Source organism: Falsiroseomonas sp. HC035 (assembly GCF_050563525.1).
Lineage (GTDB): Bacteria > Pseudomonadota > Alphaproteobacteria > Acetobacterales > Acetobacteraceae > Falsiroseomonas.
The window spans coordinates 354460-369651 of the sequence record NZ_JBNXUN010000002.1 but is presented as its reverse complement, the minus strand read 5'-3'; the positions used below and the strand labels follow the sequence as shown (position 1 = coordinate 369651).

Here is a 15192-nt window from a genome sequence, read left to right as displayed (position 1 = left end):
CTTCAGGCTGTGCGGGCGACGCGGAACAGGTCGTTGCCCTCCGGGTCGCGCAGGATCATCTCGGTGCCGGGCGCGACACGCTGCGCAAGCCAGCCGATCTCGTCCAGCGCATGGGCGCGGTCGTCATAGGCCCAATGCTCCATCATGCCGCGATCCGGGCCGGGGCGGACCAGGGTGATGGTGAACAGGCCCGTGGCGCCCGCGGCGGCACCGGCCTTGGTCGGATAGCGCCCGCTCATGTGTTGTTGCCCTCACGCGGCGGGCGGCCGCGTCCGCGGCCTTGCCTGCGCGCCGGTGCACTGGGGTGCCGCGCCGGGCCGATGATCGGGGAGTGGGCCGCAGGCGCGGCCTCGGCCGGTGCGAAGGGCACCGGCCGCCGGTTTTGTGCCCGGGCCAGCGGCCTCACAGATCCACCCCGCTGTAGGAACAGTTGAAGCTCTTGTTGCACAAGGGGAAATCCGCGACGATGTTGCCCTCCACCACGGCCTCCAGCAGCGGCCAGGTGAGCCAGGACGGGTCGCGCGGGAACACCGCGCGGATCAGGCCGCCGTCGTCCAGCGCCACCCAGGTCAGGATTTCGCCCCGGAAGCTCTCGACGATACCCAGACCCTCGCCGCCCCGCTGCGGCAGCGCGGTGTAGATCTCGCCCGGCGGCAGCGTGGCCAGGGTGCGGCGGACCAGGCGGATGCTTTCAGTCAGTTCGGCGATGCGGACCTGCACGCGCGCATCCACGTCGCCCTCCTCCCGCACCATCAGCATCGGCGGCCCGCCGGCATAGGGGCCGGAGGGGAAGGCGAGCCGCCCATCGAAGCGGCGGCCGGAGGCGCGGCCGACCACGCCACCGGCGGCGAAGCGCGTGGCCAGCGCCGGTGCCAGGATGCCGGTGCCGACCACGCGGTCCTGCAGGCTGGCATGGCTTTCATAGATTGCGACCAGCGCGGGGATTTCCGCCTCCACCGCGTTCAATGCCGCCAGGATCGGGCCGGGATCCGTCAGGTCCAGCGCCAGGCCGCCGGGGATGACGCGGTCCATCATCAGCCGATGGCCGAAGACCTGGGCGTTGGCCCGCAGCACGCCTTCGCGCAGCACGCCGCAGCGCGCATGCGGCCAGGCGAAGGCGGCGTCGTTGCAGATGAACCCCCAGTCGCCCAGGTGGTTGGCGATCCGCTCCAGCTCCAGCATCGCCGCGCGCAGCCACAGCGCGCGGGGCGGCGGGGTGGTGGCGGTGGCGGCTTCCGCGGCCTCGGCGAAGGCGAGCGAATGCGCCACGGTGCTGTCGCCGGACAGGCGGGCGGCGAAGCGGGCGGCGGTGCGCGGCGACTTGCCGGACATCAGGCTGAGCGTGCCCTTGTGCGTGTAGCCGAGCCGCTGTTCCAGCCGGACCACCATCTCGCCCTGCACGGTGAAGCGGAAATGGCCGGGCTCGATGATGCCGGCATGCACCGGGCCCACCGGAATCTGATGCCAGCCCTCGCCCTCTGTCGGCAGGAAAACCGGCTGTTCCGGGATGGCGCCGTTGCGGGTTGGACGGGCCGCCATGGGTTCGGTCAGCGGCCAACGGCCATGATCGAGCCAGGGGCGGAGATCCACGCCGCCCGCCGCTTCCAGGCCCCAGAGGTCGCGGATCATGCGCTCGAACCGCACGGCGCCGGGCCGTGCGGGCGACAGGGCCGGATATTTCCGCTCGGTCGCCGGGCAGGAGGCGAGCAGCAGCTTCCCGGTCGACTCCTCCAGGAACGCCGCGTGGACCATGGCCGGCTCGGCCCACATCGACAGCAGCGCCAGCATCGGCTGTTCCACCAAGGCGGCGGCCATGCGGGCGAATTCAGTCGGCGTCAGCAGGAAGCGCTCATGCGGCTTGCAGCCCTGGCGCGCACCGCGGCGGATCATCAGGCTGGCGCTCATCCCAGCAACCTCGCGGCATCGGCCAGCAGGGCCAGCAGGAAGGCCGGCGCGGCGAAGCCGAGCAGCACGGCCAATCCCAGCAGCGACCAGACCGGCACGCTGGCCCACAGCAGCCCGCCCGGCAGTGCGAAGGCCTCCGGTTGCGGGCGGTCCTGCGTCGGCACCCCGAGGCACAGGCGCTGCAACGCCCGCACCAGCGCCGCCCCCGCGACCAGCAGGCCGAGACCGAGCGGCAGCAGCAGCCAGGGCGCCCGTGCCGCGGCCTCCGTCACCAGCCGGAATTCCGAGACGAACAGCGCGAAGGGCGGCAGCCCGGCGAGGCCGGCGATGCCCAGCGCCAGCCCCCAGCCCAGCACTGGATGGCTCGCCGCGAGGCCGCCGATATCGGCGATCTTCTGGCTGCCCTTGAGATGCGCGGCAGCGCCGACCGCGAAGAACACCGCGCTTTTCACCAGCGAATGCCCCATCAGGTGCAGCATCCCGGCCAGGTTGGCGCCCAGCCCGAAGGCGAGCGTCGCCAGGCCCATATGCTCGATGCTGCTCCAGGCGAACAGGCGCCGCGCATCGCGCCGCCGCCACAGCGCGAAGGCCGCCAGCAGCAGGGAGGCCAGGCCGAAGCCGACCAGCAGCGGCCCAGGCGCCAGCGCGCCGGGGTTCAGGCCTACGATCGCCTTGGCGCGCAGGATGGCGACCAGGGCCGCGTTCAGCAGCAGGCCGGACAGCACGGCGGAGATCGGCAGCGGCCCCTCGGCTTCCGCATCCGGCAGCCAGGCATGCAGCGGCACCAGCCCGGCCTTGGTGCCGTAGCCCACCACCAGGAAGACGAAGGCGAGCGACAGGATGCCGGCATCGCACTGCATCGCCACCGCCCGCAGCGCACCCCAGGACAGGCCCGGATCGCCGCTGCCCACCACCGGCAGGGCCGCGAGATACAGCAGGATGGTGCCGAACAGCGCCAAGGCGATGCCGACGCCGCACAGGACGAAGAACTTCCAGGCAGCCTCGATGGCCGCCGGCGTGCCATGGATGGCGACGATCAGGATGGAGGCCAGTGTCGCGATCTCGATCGCCACCCACATGACGCCGAGATTGTCGGACAGCAGCGCCAGGAACTGCGCACCCATGAACACCTGGAAGGCGGCATGATAGGCGCGGGCGCGCAGGCCGTCGAAGCGCTCGGCATCGACCGTGGCGGCGGAGAAGGTGGCGGCGGCCAGGCCGATGATCCCGGCCAGCGCCACCAGCGGCAGGTTCACTGCGTCCGTCCGGGTCCAGCCCTGCACGCCTTCCGGTAGGGCCAGCAGTGCCAGCGCCAGCAGCGCGGTGCCGGCGGAGACGCCGATGTTCAAGAAAGCCGGCAGGCGGCCGCGCGGCGGGATCAGCGCCAGGACGAGGGCGCCTGCCCAGGGTAGGAACACGATAAGCCAGGGCAACGGCATCATGGCGGCTCCGCCTCGCCGCGCTGGCGGTGCAGGGTGCCGGTGTCCAGCGTCGCCAGCCGGTCGCGCAGCAGGAACACCACGATGCCGGCGACCAGGGCCAGCATCAGCACCAGGGCGGCGGTCGAAAGCTCCACCACCAGCGGCATGCCCTGGACGCCGATGGCGGCCAGGATCAGCCCGTTCTCCAGGCTTAGCAGGCCGATCACCTGGCTGATGGCGTTGCGGCGGGAGATCATCATCAGCATCCCGAGCAGCACCACGGACAGCGCCAGCGCCAGGTTCTCCCGCGTCACCGCCTGCGCCTGGCCGGCCGTCACCGGCAGCACCACCAGGACCGAGAGGCCCACCAGCGCCACCGCCGCCAGCAGCGATGGCCCGACCCCGAGCGCCGTCTCGACCGTGCGGTGCAGACCAAGCCGGCGCAGCAGCAGCCGCAGCGCGACCGGGATGAGCAGCGCCTTGGCGCCGAAGGCCAGGACTGCCGTCACGTACAGCTCCGGCTCGCCCTGGGCGTAGGCCTGCCACGCCGCCGCCGCCGCCAGCAGTCCGCCCTGGATGGCGAAGGCGTTGATCACCGCCTCCAGCCGCCGCTGGTACAGCAGCACGAAGGACAGCAGCAGCACCCCGCCGCCAAGCAGATGCGCGATGTCGTAGTCCGGGCTGCCAAAACTCATCGTCCGCCCACCTGCGAAAACCCTCTCCTCCCTGGGGGGGAGAGGGTTTGGTGAGGGGGGGCCGTGCCGGATCGGCGCCCGCTCACGCCAGCCTCGTCGAAAGGAACAGCAGCAGCGCCGCCAGCAGCGCCAGCAGCAGCGCGGCGCCCAGGAACTCCGGCACCCGGAACACCCGCATCTTGGCGATGGCGCTCTCGAAGGCCGCCAGCGCCAGGCAGAGCACCGCCATCTTCGCCACCCACGCCAGCAGCCCGACCACCCACCCGAGCGGCGCGAAGCCCGCCGGCGCCGTGCCGAAGGGGAAGAAGATGGCGGCCAGCAGCGCCAGCCACAGCGTCAGGCGCAGCGCGGACGCCGCCTCCCAAAGGGCCAGATGGCGGCCGGAGGCTTCCAGGATCATCGCCTCGTGCACCATGGTGAGCTCGAGGTGGGTGGCCGGATTGTCCACCGGGATGCGGGCATTCTCCGCCACCGCCACCGCCAGCAGCGCGACCAGCGCCAGCCCGAGCGAGACGCGCAGGCCGAGGCTGCCGTCCTGGAAGATGATGCCCACCTGCTCCAGCCCCGTGGTTCCGGCCAGGATCGCCAGCACCAGCGCCACCAGCAGCAGCGCTGGTTCCGCCAGTGCGGCGAAGGACATTTCCCGGGCGGCGCCCAACCCGCCGAAGGCGGTGCCGACATCGAGGCCGGCCAAGGCCATCGCCACCCGGCCCAGCGCCAGCAGGCCGGCGATCAGCACGAGGTCCGCCATGGGGGCGAAAGCCATGCCGCGCGAAAAGCTCGGCACCAGGGCCAGGGCGGCGAGCGCCGCGGTGGCGCCGGCATAGGGCGCGACGCGGCTGATCCAGCTTGCATTCTCCGCCAGCACCGGCCGCTTGCGCAGCAATTTCCGCAAATCCCATAGGGGCTGCAGCGGCGAGGCGCCGGTGCGGCCCATCATCCGCGCCTTCAGCCAGCGGATCCCGCCCACCACCAGCGGCGCCGCCGCCAGCACCAGCGCCAGGTGCACAAGCTGCGTCAGGATACCGGTGACGACCCACATCACCGCGCCTCCAGCCAGGCTGAAAGCGCCAGCAGCGTCACCAGCGTGCCGAAGGGCAGCATCAGGAGCCGCGTCAGCGACAGGTCGCGCAGCCGTTCGGCCCGGGTTGCCAGGGCATCCCGCAGCCGGACCAGCGGCGCCATCATCCAGGTGTCTGACGGGTCGGCAAAGCCTGACTCCAGGTGTGCGGGGCGAGGGTCGCCTGGTGCCGGCATCGCCGCCGTTTCCCGCGCCGCCAGCAGCGTCGTGCCGAGCATCCGCCGCAGCGGCTGGCCGAGGCCGGCGGCCGAGGGCTGCGTCACCGGGTCGCCGAAGGGCAGATGTTGCGGCGGGGCCATGAAGCCGCAATCCCAGGCCGGGCTCCGCGCCACGCCGGCCGGGCTGCGGCCGCGAAGCGCCCACCAGATGGCACCTGCCATTGCCGCCAGCAGCAGCGCGAGGCCGAGCGGCCAGTAGCGCGCGCCGCCATCGCCGACGCGGACCAGCACGGCGCTGCCTCGTTCCACCATGCCATGCGGCACCAGCACCTGCACGGCGGGCTCCGCCAGCGCCAGCATCGGCCCGGGCAGCAGCCCGAACAGGATGGTCAGACCCGCCGGCAGCAGCAGCGCCAGTCGCGCGAGCCTCCGGCCGTCCACCGCGCCTGCGGCGCGCGGCGTGCGCGGCCGGCCGAGGAACACCATCCCGAACAGCCGCACCATCGCGGCGGCCGCCAGCGCCACCGCCAGCGCCACCGCCGCCACCACCGCGACGGCCAGCACCTGGAAGGCCAGGTCACCCACCCGCCAGGCCGCCAGCAGCGCCTGCAGCAGCAGCCATTCGCTGGCGAAGCCGGACAGCGGCGGCAGGCTGGCGGCGGCGCCGGCGCCGACCAGCACCGCGCCCGCCGTCCAGGGCATGGCGTGGATCAACCCGCCGAGCCGGTCCAGCCGGCGGGAGGCGGCGCCGTGCAGCACCTCCCCCAATCCCAGGAACAGCAGCGACTTGAACAGCGCGTGGTTCAGCGCGTGCAGCAGCGCCGCCCCCGCCGCCAGCCCGGCCAGCACGCCGAGGTCGGCCGCGCGGAAACAGGCGGCGAGGCCGAGCCCGAGGGCGATCAGCCCGACATTCTCGATGGTGGAACAGGCCAACAGGGTCTTGCCGTCCTCCTCCAGATTTGCGCGCAGCGCGCCGAGCACCGCCGATGCCGCGCCCAGCACCAGCAGCGGCACGCCCCACCACAGCGGCTGCGCCGGCCCGGACAGGTCCAGCAGCAGCCGGGCCACCACGTACAGCGCCACCTTGGTCATGGCGGCGGACATCAGGGCGGAGACATGGCTCGGCGCCGCCGGGTGGGCGAGCGGAAGCCAGGCGTGCAAGGGCACCAGCCCGGCCTTGGCCCCGGCGCCCGCCACCACCAGCGCCAGCACCGCGGCCGCCTGCCAGCCGGCGGGAGGGTTTTCGCGGATGGTGGCGAATGACAGGTCTCCGCCGACGCCAAGCAGGCCGATGGCCGGGATCAGGCAGGCGCCGCTGAAGATGGCGAAGCCGAGATACAGCCGGGCGGCACGCCGGTTCTCCCGCGCCTCATGGTCTGCCGCGACAAGGACCCAGGAGGCGAGCGACATCGCCTCGAACCCCAGGAGCAGGGTGAAGCCATCGGCGGCGACCAGCGCCAGCGCCATGCCGGCCAGGAACAGCGGATAGGCGGCCAGCAGCCGCGGCGGACCATGCCCGCCATGCGCCAGCGCGAACAGGGCCGAACAGGCGCCGGCCAGGCCGAGCAACAGCAGGAACCAGGCGGACAGCGCATCCAGCGCCACCAGCGCCGGCAGGCCGGGCACGGAAAGCGGCAGCGCCTGGGCCGCCAGCGGGCCGGTGAACAGCACGGCGAGCCCGATCCCGGCGAACCCGACGCAGGCAGCCAGCGATCCGCCATGCACCGCGATGGCACCCCATTTCATCTCCCAGGGCAGCCGCGCCAGCGGCACGGCCGCCAGGGCCAGCAGCCCGAGGCCCGCCAGCAGGAAAAGGAAAGCCGTCAGCACGGCAGGGGCGCGAAGCGGGTCACTGCGGCGAGGATAGACAGGCCGCACCCCCGGCATAAGGGGGCGCGGGAGGTCATCTGATCAAGTCTGCCCGGCTGGCACCGCATTCAGCGCCCCAGCCTGGGCCTTGCTGCTTTCCAACGGCGCGGCACGGCGCTAGATGGCGCGGCCGCGGGCGCTGCGCGGGCACGCGAACCATCAACCGGGCGGATCGGCCCGCAACTCAGGATCCGGGGGGCGTCTCGTTGGGCCCGTTGCTCGCCTTCAGCCGCGGAGTCGATGCCCTGAACGCCGCGTTCGGGCGCATCGCCGATTGGCTGGTGCTGATCGCCTGTGCCGTCAGTGCTGGCAACGCCTTCGCCCGCTACGGCTTCTCCTCCGGCTCCAACGCCTTCCTTGAAGCGCAGTGGTATGCGTTCGCCGGCATGGTGATGCTCGGCGCCAGCTACACGCTGTTCCGCAACGAGCATGTGCGGGTCGACCTGGTCTACGGTGCGCTGGGGCAGCGGGCGCGGATCTGGGTGGATGTGCTCGGCATCCTGTTCTTCCTGATGCCGGCCATGGCGCTGCTGGCCTGGATGACCGGGCCGTTCTTCGTTGAATCCTGGGTGCGGGCGGAGGTTTCGCCGGCACCCGGCGGCCTGCTGCGCTGGCCGGTAAAGCTGCTGCTGCCGCTCGGCTTCCTGCTGATGTCGTTGCAGGGGCTGTCCGAACTGGTGAAGCGCATCGCCATGCTGCGCGGGATCGAACTGCCACCCGGCCGCCTGCACGCCTCCTACGCCCGGCCCGACCAGTGAGCGGAAGCCCTTCCATGGCGCTTTGGATGTCGGAGTTGGCAGCCAGTTCGGCCGAGCCCGCGAAGGCTGGCCGCGCCCAGTGCAGCGCCCAGTGCAGCGCCCAGTGCAGCGCCCGGTGCAACTGCACGGCCGGGACGGCCAGCGCACGGCGCGAAGGCAAGGCAGCGGATGCCGCCGCCCGCCGTCTGAGGGCCTGAAAAAATGTCCTTTCTCAACACGGATACGATGCCGCCGCTGATGTTCGGCGGGCTGGTGGTGTTCCTGCTGATCGGCTTCCCGGCCGCCTTCTCGCTGGCCGCGGTCGGGCTGTTCTTCGGCTTCCTGGCAATCGAGCTCGGCCTGTTCCCCGAGGCCTGGATGTTCAACCTGCCGCTGCGGGTCTTCGCCATCCTGTCGAACGACCTGCTGCTGGCGATCCCCTTCTTCACCCTGATGGGCGCGGTGCTGGAACGCTGCGGCCTGGCGGAGGATCTGCTGGAGGGCACCGGGCAGCTGTTCGGCAAGATCCCCGGCGGGCTGGCCTATGCCGTCATCATCGTCGGCGCGATCCTGGGTGCGATCACCGGCACGGTCGCCGCCAGCGTGATTTCCATGGCCATGATCAGCCTGCCGATCATGATGCGCTACGGCTACGACATGCGGATCGCCACCGGCGTCATCGCCGCCTCGGGCACCATCACCCAGCTCATCCCGCCCTCCCTCGTGCTGATCGTGCTGTCAGACCAGCTCGGGCAGTCGGTCGGCGACATGTATGCCGGGGCGATCGGGCCGTCGCTGATGCAGATCGCGCTGTTCCTGCTGTTCATCTGGGGCGTCTCGATCTTCCAGCCGCACAAGGTGCCGCCCCTGCCACCCGAAGCCCTGGCGCCGCGCGACTGGCGGCTGTGGTGGCGGGTGCTGAAGGGCATGGTGCCGTCGATGGGCCTGATCTTCATGGTCCTCGGCACCATCTTCCTCGGCCTGGCGACGCCGACCGAGGCCGGCGCCATGGGCGTGGTCGGCGCCGTGGTGCTGGCGGCGCTGAACCGGCGGCTGACCTGGCCGCTGATCCGCCAGGCGATGGGCACCACCATGCGCATCACCGCCATGGTCATCTTCATCCTGATCGGCGCCACGGTGTTCACCCTGGTGTTCCAGGGCGTCGATGGCGGTATCTGGATCGAGCACCTGCTGGCGCTGCTGCCGGGCGGGCAGACCGGCTTTCTGATCTTCGTCAACGTCTTCATCTTCTTCCTGGCGTTCTTCCTCGACTTCTTCGAGATCGCCTTCATCGTCATCCCGCTGCTGGCCCCGGCGGCGAAGTCGCTGGGCATCGATCTGGTGTGGTTCGGCGTGCTGATTTGCATCAACATGCAAACTGCCTTCATGCACCCGCCCTTCGGCTTCGCGTTGTTCTACCTGCGCGGCGTGGCGCCCAAATCCGTGCTGACGCGGGACATCTACTGGGGCGCCATCCCCTGGCTCGGGCTGCAACTGGTGCTGGTCGCCATCGTGATCTTCTGGCCGCAGAGCGTGACCTACTGGCTGGACCGCACGCCGCGGGCGGACCCGAGCACGGTCATCATCGACATGCCGCCGCCGATGCCGGCACCGGACATGCCGAGCGTGCCGATCTTCCAATGATCCTCACCCCCCTCGGCACCGTGCACGGCGGCCGGCTGGAACCCGCCGACGATGCCTGGGATGCGGTCACGGCCGAGATCGTGCTGGACCCGACCGTGCTGGGGCCGGAGGCGGCGCTGGGGCTGGAGGGGTTCAGCCATGTCGTCGTGGTGTTCGGCTTCCACCGGCTGGACCCTGAGCAGGTGGAGCGCAACGCCCGCCACCCGCGTGGTCGTCTGGATTGGCCCCGCACCGGCATCCTGGCGCAGCGCGGCGCACCGCGGCCCAACCGCCTCGGTGTCACCACCTGCGCCTTGCTCGGCGTCGAGGGGATGGCGCTGCGGGTGCGCGGGCTGGATGCGGTGGATGGCTCGCCGGTCTTCGACGTGAAGCCGCACATGACGGGGTTCGACCCGCGCGGCGATGTCCGGGAGCCGGATTGGGCGCGGGAGATCATGGCGGGCTACTGGTGAGGCGCGGTGCCGCCACCCGTTCCGAAGCCGCGCCGGAATAGGCCCGTAGCGCGCTCTGCAAGCCCCCGCCGCTTCACCTTGGCGTGTGATGGAGCTTGCCGCGGTTCTTCCTCCATTCCAAGCTCGCCCTGCCGCCCGTGTCCAGGCTGGCAGAACCAAGTCTCTGGGGAGAGCTTCAACTATGCGTCTTGCCAAATTCGGCGTCGTGCTCGGGGGATTGATCCTGGGTGCGGGCCTCGCGCTGCCGGCCTTCGCGCAGCCCGCCGCTGACACCCTCGCCGCCATCCGCTCTCGCGGTCAGCTCGTCTGCTCGCACGCACCCTCCACCGTCGGATTTTCCCTCCCGGACAGCCAGGGCGTGTGGCGAGGGATCGATGTCGATTACTGCCGCGCCATCGCGGCCGCGGTCCTGGGCGACGCGACCAAGTTCCGGATCGTGCCGTCCTCCACCCAGCAGCGCTTCACCATGCTGCAATCGGGCGAAATCGACGTGCTGATCCGCAGCACCACCTGGACACTGGCGCGCGAAGTGTCGCTCGGCCTCGCCTTCGCCGGGGTCAATGTCTATGACGGCCAGGGCTTCATGGTGCACCGCGACAGCGGCGTGACCTCGGCGCGGCAGCTCGACGGCGCCACGGTCTGCGTGCAGCCCGGCACGACGACCGAGCTCAACATGGCCGATTTCTTCCGCACCAACCGGCTGCGCTACACCCCGGTGGTGATCGAGAACATCGAGGAGATCCGCAACGCCTTCATCACCCGGCGCTGCGATGCCTATACCAACGATGCCTCCTCCCTCGCCTCCTTCGCCGCGGGCCAGGGCGCGAACGCCAGCCGCTACCTGCTGCTGCCGGAGATCATTTCCAAGGAACCGCTGGGCCCGGTGGTCCGCAAGGGCGACTGGCGCTTCTTCGACATCGTGCGCTGGGTGCATTTCGCCATGGTGACGGCGGAAGAACTCGGCATCACCAGCACGAACATCGAGACCTTCACGAACAGCCCGAACCCGGACGTGCAGCGCTTCCTCGGCCGCACCGGCGATCTTGGCCGGATGATGGGGCTGGAGAATGACTGGGCGGTGCGGGTGGTCCGCGCCGTCGGCAACTTCTCCGAGGTGTGGGAGCGGAACATGACGCCGATCGGCTTCCCGCGCGGCGTGAACAACCTCTGGACCAATGGCGGGCTGCAATACGCGCCGCCGATGCGCTGACGGCCAAAGGCATCTCAAATGGGGCACCGGCGGCGCGCCGGTGCCCCTTCCCACCGGGCCGGGCCGGATCGCGGAGCGACCCGCCGCCCCGCATGGCGCTCAGATCATCTCCAGGGACCGCTTGCGCTTCGGCGGCGGGAAGGCCGCGTCAAGTTCAGCCAGATCCTCCGCCGCCAGCCGCAGGTCCCGCGCCGCCGCATTGGCCCTCACATGCGCCGGGTCGCTCGCCTTCGGAATCGCGATCACCCCTGGCCGCGCCAGCACGAAGGCCAGCGCCACCTGCGCCGGCGCCACCCCGTGCCGGCCTGCCACTGCCCGCAGCGCCTTGTGCCGCAGCAGCGCGCCGCCCTGGCCGATGGGGGAATACGCCATCACCGGCATCGCGTGCTCCGCGCAGAACGGCAGCAGGTCGAATTCCGGGCCGCGCGCCTCCAGGTTCCACAGCACCTGGTCGGTCGCGCAATCCGCCAGCGCCGGGCCGAGCTCCTTCAAATCCGCCACATCCAGGTTGGAAACCCCCCAGCGGGCGATCTGGCCGCGGGCGCGTGCCGCCTCCATCGCCTGCACCGTCTCCGCCAGCGGTACGCTGCCGCGCCAGTGCAGCAGGTACAGGTCCAACCGCTCCACCCGCAGCCGCTTCAGGCTCGCCGCCAGCGCCACCGGCAGTTTCTTCGCGGAGGCGTTGTGCGGATAGACCTTGGAGACCAGGAACACCTCCTCCCGCCGCCCGGCGATGGCTTCCCCCACCACTTCCTCCGCGCCGCCCTCGCCATACATTTCCGCCGTGTCGATCAGCGTCAGGCCCAGGTCGAGGCCCAGCCGCAACGCATCCGCCTCCGCCCGCCGGTCGCCGCCCTCGCCCATGCGCCAGGTTCCCTGGCCGAGCGCCGGCACCACCGCCCCATCACGAAACCGCACCTGATCCATGGAACCTCCGCCTCCCTCATCCCATCTCCGCGCCATGATCCGCACCGCGCTGCCGCTCTCGGCCTTCATGGTCGCCGCCTGCCTCGCCAACGCGCAACCCGTCCCAACTGTGCAGGGGCAGGTGCCGGAGGAAATCGGCTCCTGGCGGCTGTCCTGCCTGCAGGACCGCATGACCGACCGCGCCGACTGCCTGCTGCGCCACCGCGAGCCGGTGGAACCCGCCCAGAGCGCCACCGGTTCCTCCCTGGTGCTGGAAGTGCAGGACCGCGGCGGCCACCTGGTGCCCGTGGTGGCGGCGCGTGACCTGGGCCTGGAATCCGCCAGCCGCGGCCTGCTGGCGATGACCGGCACCGCCCAGCTCCGCTTCCCGCCCAACCGCTACTTCGAACTACCCTGCACCCTGGAAGGCCGCAGCCTGGTCTGCGCACCAAGGCCGGAAGACGCCGCCCGCGCCGCCGCGGAACTGCCCGCCGCCAACACCGCCCTGGTCCGCATGACCGGCCTTGGCGCCGGCTCCGACCGCGCCGAGCCGGCCGAACTGCGCCTCACCCAGACGCGCGACGCCCTGACCCGCTACCGCAGCCGCGTCCCGGAAGGCAGCACCCCACCCCCCACCTCCGGCCTGACCCTGCCCGACATCTCCAACCGCCTGCAGCGCCTGTTCGGAAACTGACGCGGGCCGCGGGCGGTCTGCCCTGGGGTAGTGCCGGATGATTCGCAGGGAGGGCGCTGCCCTCCCCGCACCCCACCTGCCAAGGGGCAGCGGCCCCTTGGAACCCATTGATTCATGAACAGGAAGGGAGAGGGGCGCGACGCGATCGCTTGTTCTAAGCGACCGCCATGCCCCTCTCCCTTCCTGTTCAAGGTCCCGGCGGTCCAGGTGGCCCTGCCACCTGGTCGGGGGTGCAGGGGGGCCGACGCCCTCCTGCGAACAACCAGCGCAACTACCAGGCGAACCGCGCCCCGGTCAGCGCAGCATCAGGTCAGCGCAGCATCAGGAAGGTCAGCATCGTGCAGCCGAGGGCGATGCGGTACCAGCCGAAGGGGGTAAAGCCGATGCGGCTGATCACTTTCATCAGCCAGCGCACGACGATCAGGGCGACGAGGAAGGCGGTGGCGAAGCCGATGCCGATCTGGCCGAGGCTCGACAGGTCCAGGTCGGCGCGGGCCTTGTACAGGCTGTAGGCGGTGGCGGCGAACATGGTGGGGATGGCGAGGACGAAGCTGAACTCGGCGGCCGTACGCCGCTCCACCCCGACCAGTAATGCCGTGATGATGGTGGCGCCGGAGCGGGAGGTGCCGGGGATCATGGCCAGCGCCTGCCCGAAGCCGATGAGCAGCGCGGCGCGGGGCCCCATCTGCGGGATGGAGTGGATGGAAGGGTCGGGGCGCCAGCGTTCGATGGCGATGATGGCGATGCCGCCAAGGATCAGGGCGGCGCAGACCACCCAGGGATTGAACAGAAGCTCCGTGATGGTGCCGTGCAGCAGGGCGCCGATGACGGCGGCGGGCAGGAAGGCCAGGACCAGGTTCTGCGCGTAGAAGCGTTCCGGCCCGGGTCTCCAGGCCAGCATCGCCAGACGCCACAGGGTGGCGCGGAACACGAGCACCACCGCCAGAACGGCACCAAGCTGGATGCAGATCTCGAAGGTCTTGCCGGGCGGGCCTTGGAAGCCGATCAACTCCCCCAGCAGGATCATGTGTCCGGTGGAGGAGATGGGCAAGAACTCGGTCGCGCCCTCCACGACGCCCATCAGGAAGGCGTCCAGAAAAGTAGCGAAGTCCATTAAAGCTGCATCCGCCCAGGTCCGGGCGATGTATAGCCCGATTGTCCTGCCGGGATAAGGAGGGGGCTGCTGCCCCCGTCCTCACGTCGTCGTTGGACCTAAGCGTGATCACCGATGGCTTGAACGGCCGGAGGCGTGAAACACGCGTAGAAACAAAGGGCTAGCCGAGCTCCGCGCTTCTACCGGCGCGGAGCCTGGTCTAGCGAACGGTCTGCGCGGCCGAGAAGGCGAAGTTGTCGAAGCTGTTCTCGGCAATCCGGAACCACTGGAACTGCTCGGTCCGGAAGCGGTTGTAGCTTTCCATGATCTTGGCAAAACGGGGATTGCCGGCGCCGATCTCGGCGACCATCGCCTCGTTCGCCTTCCAGGCGGCCTCCAGGATCGGGCGCGGCCAGAAGCGCAGCTGCGCGCCGGACGCGACCAGGCGGCGCAGGGCCTGCGGGTTCAGGTGGTCGTAGCGGGCGACCATGTCGCTGTCGGCCTCGGCGCAGGCGACTTCGAGGGCGTGCTTGTACAGCGCCGGCAGCGCGTCCCAGGCGCGCTGGTTCGACATGAAGTGCAGCCTGGCACCCGGCTCCCAGAAGCCCGGGGCGTAGTAGTACTTGGCGACGCGGACGTAGTTGGCGCGCTCATCGTCATGCGGGCCGACAAATTCGGCGGCGTCGATCACGCCACGCTCGAGCGACGGGTAGATGTCGGCGGGCGCGATCAGGGTCGGTTCGGCACCGAGCCGCTGGAACAGGCGGCCGGCCAGGCCGGTGATGCGGAACTTCAGGCCGCGGAGCTGGTCGACGGAGGAAATCTCGTTGCGGAACCAGCCGCCCATCTGCGCGCCGGTGTCGCCGGCGGTGATGCCGTGGACGTTGTAGTCGCGGAACAGCTCCGCCGCGAGTTCATTGCCGCCGCCGAAGCGGAACCAGGACGTCATCTGCCGCGTGGTCAGGCCGAAGGACATCGCGGTGAAGGGGACGAAGGCGGGGTCCTTGCCGATGTAGTAGTAGGAGGCGGTGTGCCCGGCCTCAATCGAGCCCTGCTGCACCGCGTCCAGGATCTGCAAGGTGCCGACGATCTCGCCGGCCGGGAAGGGCTGGATGCGGAACTTGCCGTCGGTGAGCTGGCCGACGCGGGCGGCGATGCGCTCCAGCTGGCCGTACAGCACGTCGAAGACGCGCGGGAAGGCGGACTGCACGCGCCAGCGCACTTCCGGGTTCGCCTGGGCGAGGGCGGGGGTCGCGAGGGCGAGGGGGGCGGCCGCGGCGGCGGCGCCCAGCATGGAACGGCGATTCAATGGACATCCTCCCTGTTC

14 protein-coding genes are annotated in these 15192 nt (G+C 70.8%); 5 read left to right on the top strand and 9 right to left on the bottom strand.

The features are described 5' to 3' along the window. Window positions 1–2: 2 nt before the first annotated feature. The 6 genes from ACLF3G_RS06165 to ACLF3G_RS06140 all read right to left on the bottom strand — a co-directional run bounded on the left by ACLF3G_RS06165 (window position 3) and on the right by ACLF3G_RS06140 (window position 7090). Complete coding sequence (locus tag ACLF3G_RS06165; RefSeq protein WP_430668465.1) at window positions 3–239, bottom strand: hypothetical protein; 237 nt, start codon at window positions 237–239, stop codon at window positions 3–5. A gap of 163 nt (window positions 240–402) precedes the next feature. Then, window positions 403–1905, bottom strand: coding sequence for a hydrogenase expression protein HypE (locus ACLF3G_RS06160; protein WP_430668464.1), 1503 nt, complete (start codon window positions 1903–1905; stop codon window positions 403–405). Further along, window positions 1902–3338: a proton-conducting transporter membrane subunit gene (locus ACLF3G_RS06155; protein WP_430668463.1), complete on the bottom strand. Its 1437-nt coding sequence runs from the start codon at window positions 3336–3338 to the stop codon at window positions 1902–1904. Before ACLF3G_RS06155 ends, ACLF3G_RS06160 begins: the two co-directional genes overlap by 4 nt. A 5-nt stretch (window positions 3339–3343) precedes the next feature. Continuing rightward, window positions 3344–4021, bottom strand: coding sequence for a hydrogenase-4 component E (locus ACLF3G_RS06150; protein ID WP_430668462.1), 678 nt, complete (start codon window positions 4019–4021; stop codon window positions 3344–3346). 82 nt (window positions 4022–4103) lie between these two features. Beyond that, window positions 4104–5063, bottom strand: a complete 960-nt coding sequence (locus ACLF3G_RS06145; protein ID WP_430668461.1) for a respiratory chain complex I subunit 1 family protein — start codon at window positions 5061–5063, stop codon at window positions 4104–4106. Next, window positions 5063–7090 carry a proton-conducting transporter membrane subunit gene (locus tag ACLF3G_RS06140; RefSeq protein ID WP_430668460.1) on the bottom strand — a complete coding sequence of 676 codons (2028 nt, stop codon included), beginning with the start codon at window positions 7088–7090 and terminating at the stop codon, window positions 5063–5065. Before ACLF3G_RS06140 ends, ACLF3G_RS06145 begins: the two co-directional genes overlap by 1 nt. Before the next feature lie 254 nt (window positions 7091–7344). Between ACLF3G_RS06140 and ACLF3G_RS06135 the strand changes: the two genes are divergently transcribed. The 4 genes from ACLF3G_RS06135 to ACLF3G_RS06120 all read left to right on the top strand — a co-directional run bounded on the left by ACLF3G_RS06135 (window position 7345) and on the right by ACLF3G_RS06120 (window position 11172). Then, window positions 7345–7887, top strand: coding sequence for a TRAP transporter small permease subunit (locus tag ACLF3G_RS06135; RefSeq protein WP_430668459.1), 543 nt, complete (start codon window positions 7345–7347; stop codon window positions 7885–7887). A 201-nt stretch (window positions 7888–8088) separates the two neighbouring features. Continuing rightward, window positions 8089–9510, top strand: a complete 1422-nt coding sequence (locus tag ACLF3G_RS06130) for a TRAP transporter large permease (RefSeq protein ID WP_430668458.1) — start codon at window positions 8089–8091, stop codon at window positions 9508–9510. Continuing rightward, complete coding sequence (locus ACLF3G_RS06125; RefSeq protein WP_430668457.1) at window positions 9507–9962, top strand: TrmO family methyltransferase domain-containing protein; 456 nt, start codon at window positions 9507–9509, stop codon at window positions 9960–9962. Before ACLF3G_RS06130 ends, ACLF3G_RS06125 begins: the two co-directional genes overlap by 4 nt. Window positions 9963–10143: 181 nt before the next feature. Then, the gene (locus ACLF3G_RS06120) at window positions 10144–11172 is read left to right on the top strand and encodes an amino acid ABC transporter substrate-binding protein (RefSeq protein ID WP_430668456.1); all 1029 of its coding nucleotides are present in this window, start codon (window positions 10144–10146) and stop codon (window positions 11170–11172) included. A 99-nt stretch (window positions 11173–11271) separates the two neighbouring features. Here ACLF3G_RS06120 and ACLF3G_RS06115 read toward each other — a convergent pair whose 3' ends face one another. Next, window positions 11272–12099: an aldo/keto reductase gene (locus tag ACLF3G_RS06115; RefSeq protein WP_430668455.1), complete on the bottom strand. Its 828-nt coding sequence runs from the start codon at window positions 12097–12099 to the stop codon at window positions 11272–11274. 34 nt (window positions 12100–12133) lie between these two features. On the opposite strand from ACLF3G_RS06115, the gene ACLF3G_RS06110 reads away from it, so the two are divergent. Further along, on the top strand, window positions 12134–12772 hold the full coding sequence (locus tag ACLF3G_RS06110; protein WP_430668454.1) for a hypothetical protein: 639 nt from the start codon (window positions 12134–12136) through the stop codon (window positions 12770–12772). A gap of 310 nt (window positions 12773–13082) precedes the next feature. On the opposite strand, the gene ACLF3G_RS06105 is transcribed toward ACLF3G_RS06110, so the two are convergent. Together ACLF3G_RS06105 and ACLF3G_RS06100 are read right to left on the bottom strand one after the other, a co-directional pair. Beyond that, a complete protein-coding gene (locus ACLF3G_RS06105) occupies window positions 13083–13886 on the bottom strand; it encodes an undecaprenyl-diphosphate phosphatase (RefSeq protein WP_430668453.1) in 804 nt (267 codons plus the stop codon). A 199-nt stretch (window positions 13887–14085) separates the two neighbouring features. Next, window positions 14086–15174: a TRAP transporter substrate-binding protein gene (locus ACLF3G_RS06100; protein WP_430668452.1), complete on the bottom strand. Its 1089-nt coding sequence runs from the start codon at window positions 15172–15174 to the stop codon at window positions 14086–14088. Window positions 15175–15192 lie beyond the last annotated feature (18 nt).

Excerpts from the sequence above, each read along its gene's own strand:
- ACLF3G_RS06165 (WP_430668465.1), bottom strand. The coding sequence starts at position 239 with ATGAGCGGGCGCTATCCGACCAAGGCCGGTGCCGCCGCGGGCGCCACG.
- ACLF3G_RS06160 (WP_430668464.1), bottom strand. The coding sequence starts at position 1,905 with ATGAGCGCCAGCCTGATGATCCGCCGCGGTGCGCGCCAGGGCTGCAAG.
- ACLF3G_RS06150 (WP_430668462.1), bottom strand. The coding sequence starts at position 4,021 with ATGAGTTTTGGCAGCCCGGACTACGACATCGCGCATCTGCTTGGCGGC.
- ACLF3G_RS06145 (WP_430668461.1), bottom strand. The coding sequence starts at position 5,063 with ATGTGGGTCGTCACCGGTATCCTGACGCAGCTTGTGCACCTGGCGCTG.
- ACLF3G_RS06130 (WP_430668458.1), top strand. The coding sequence starts at position 8,089 with ATGTCCTTTCTCAACACGGATACGATGCCGCCGCTGATGTTCGGCGGG.
- ACLF3G_RS06125 (WP_430668457.1), top strand. The coding sequence starts at position 9,507 with ATGATCCTCACCCCCCTCGGCACCGTGCACGGCGGCCGGCTGGAACCC.
- ACLF3G_RS06120 (WP_430668456.1), top strand. The coding sequence starts at position 10,144 with ATGCGTCTTGCCAAATTCGGCGTCGTGCTCGGGGGATTGATCCTGGGT.
- ACLF3G_RS06115 (WP_430668455.1), bottom strand. The coding sequence starts at position 12,099 with ATGGATCAGGTGCGGTTTCGTGATGGGGCGGTGGTGCCGGCGCTCGGC.
- ACLF3G_RS06110 (WP_430668454.1), top strand. The coding sequence starts at position 12,134 with ATGATCCGCACCGCGCTGCCGCTCTCGGCCTTCATGGTCGCCGCCTGC.
- ACLF3G_RS06105 (WP_430668453.1), bottom strand. The coding sequence starts at position 13,886 with ATGGACTTCGCTACTTTTCTGGACGCCTTCCTGATGGGCGTCGTGGAG.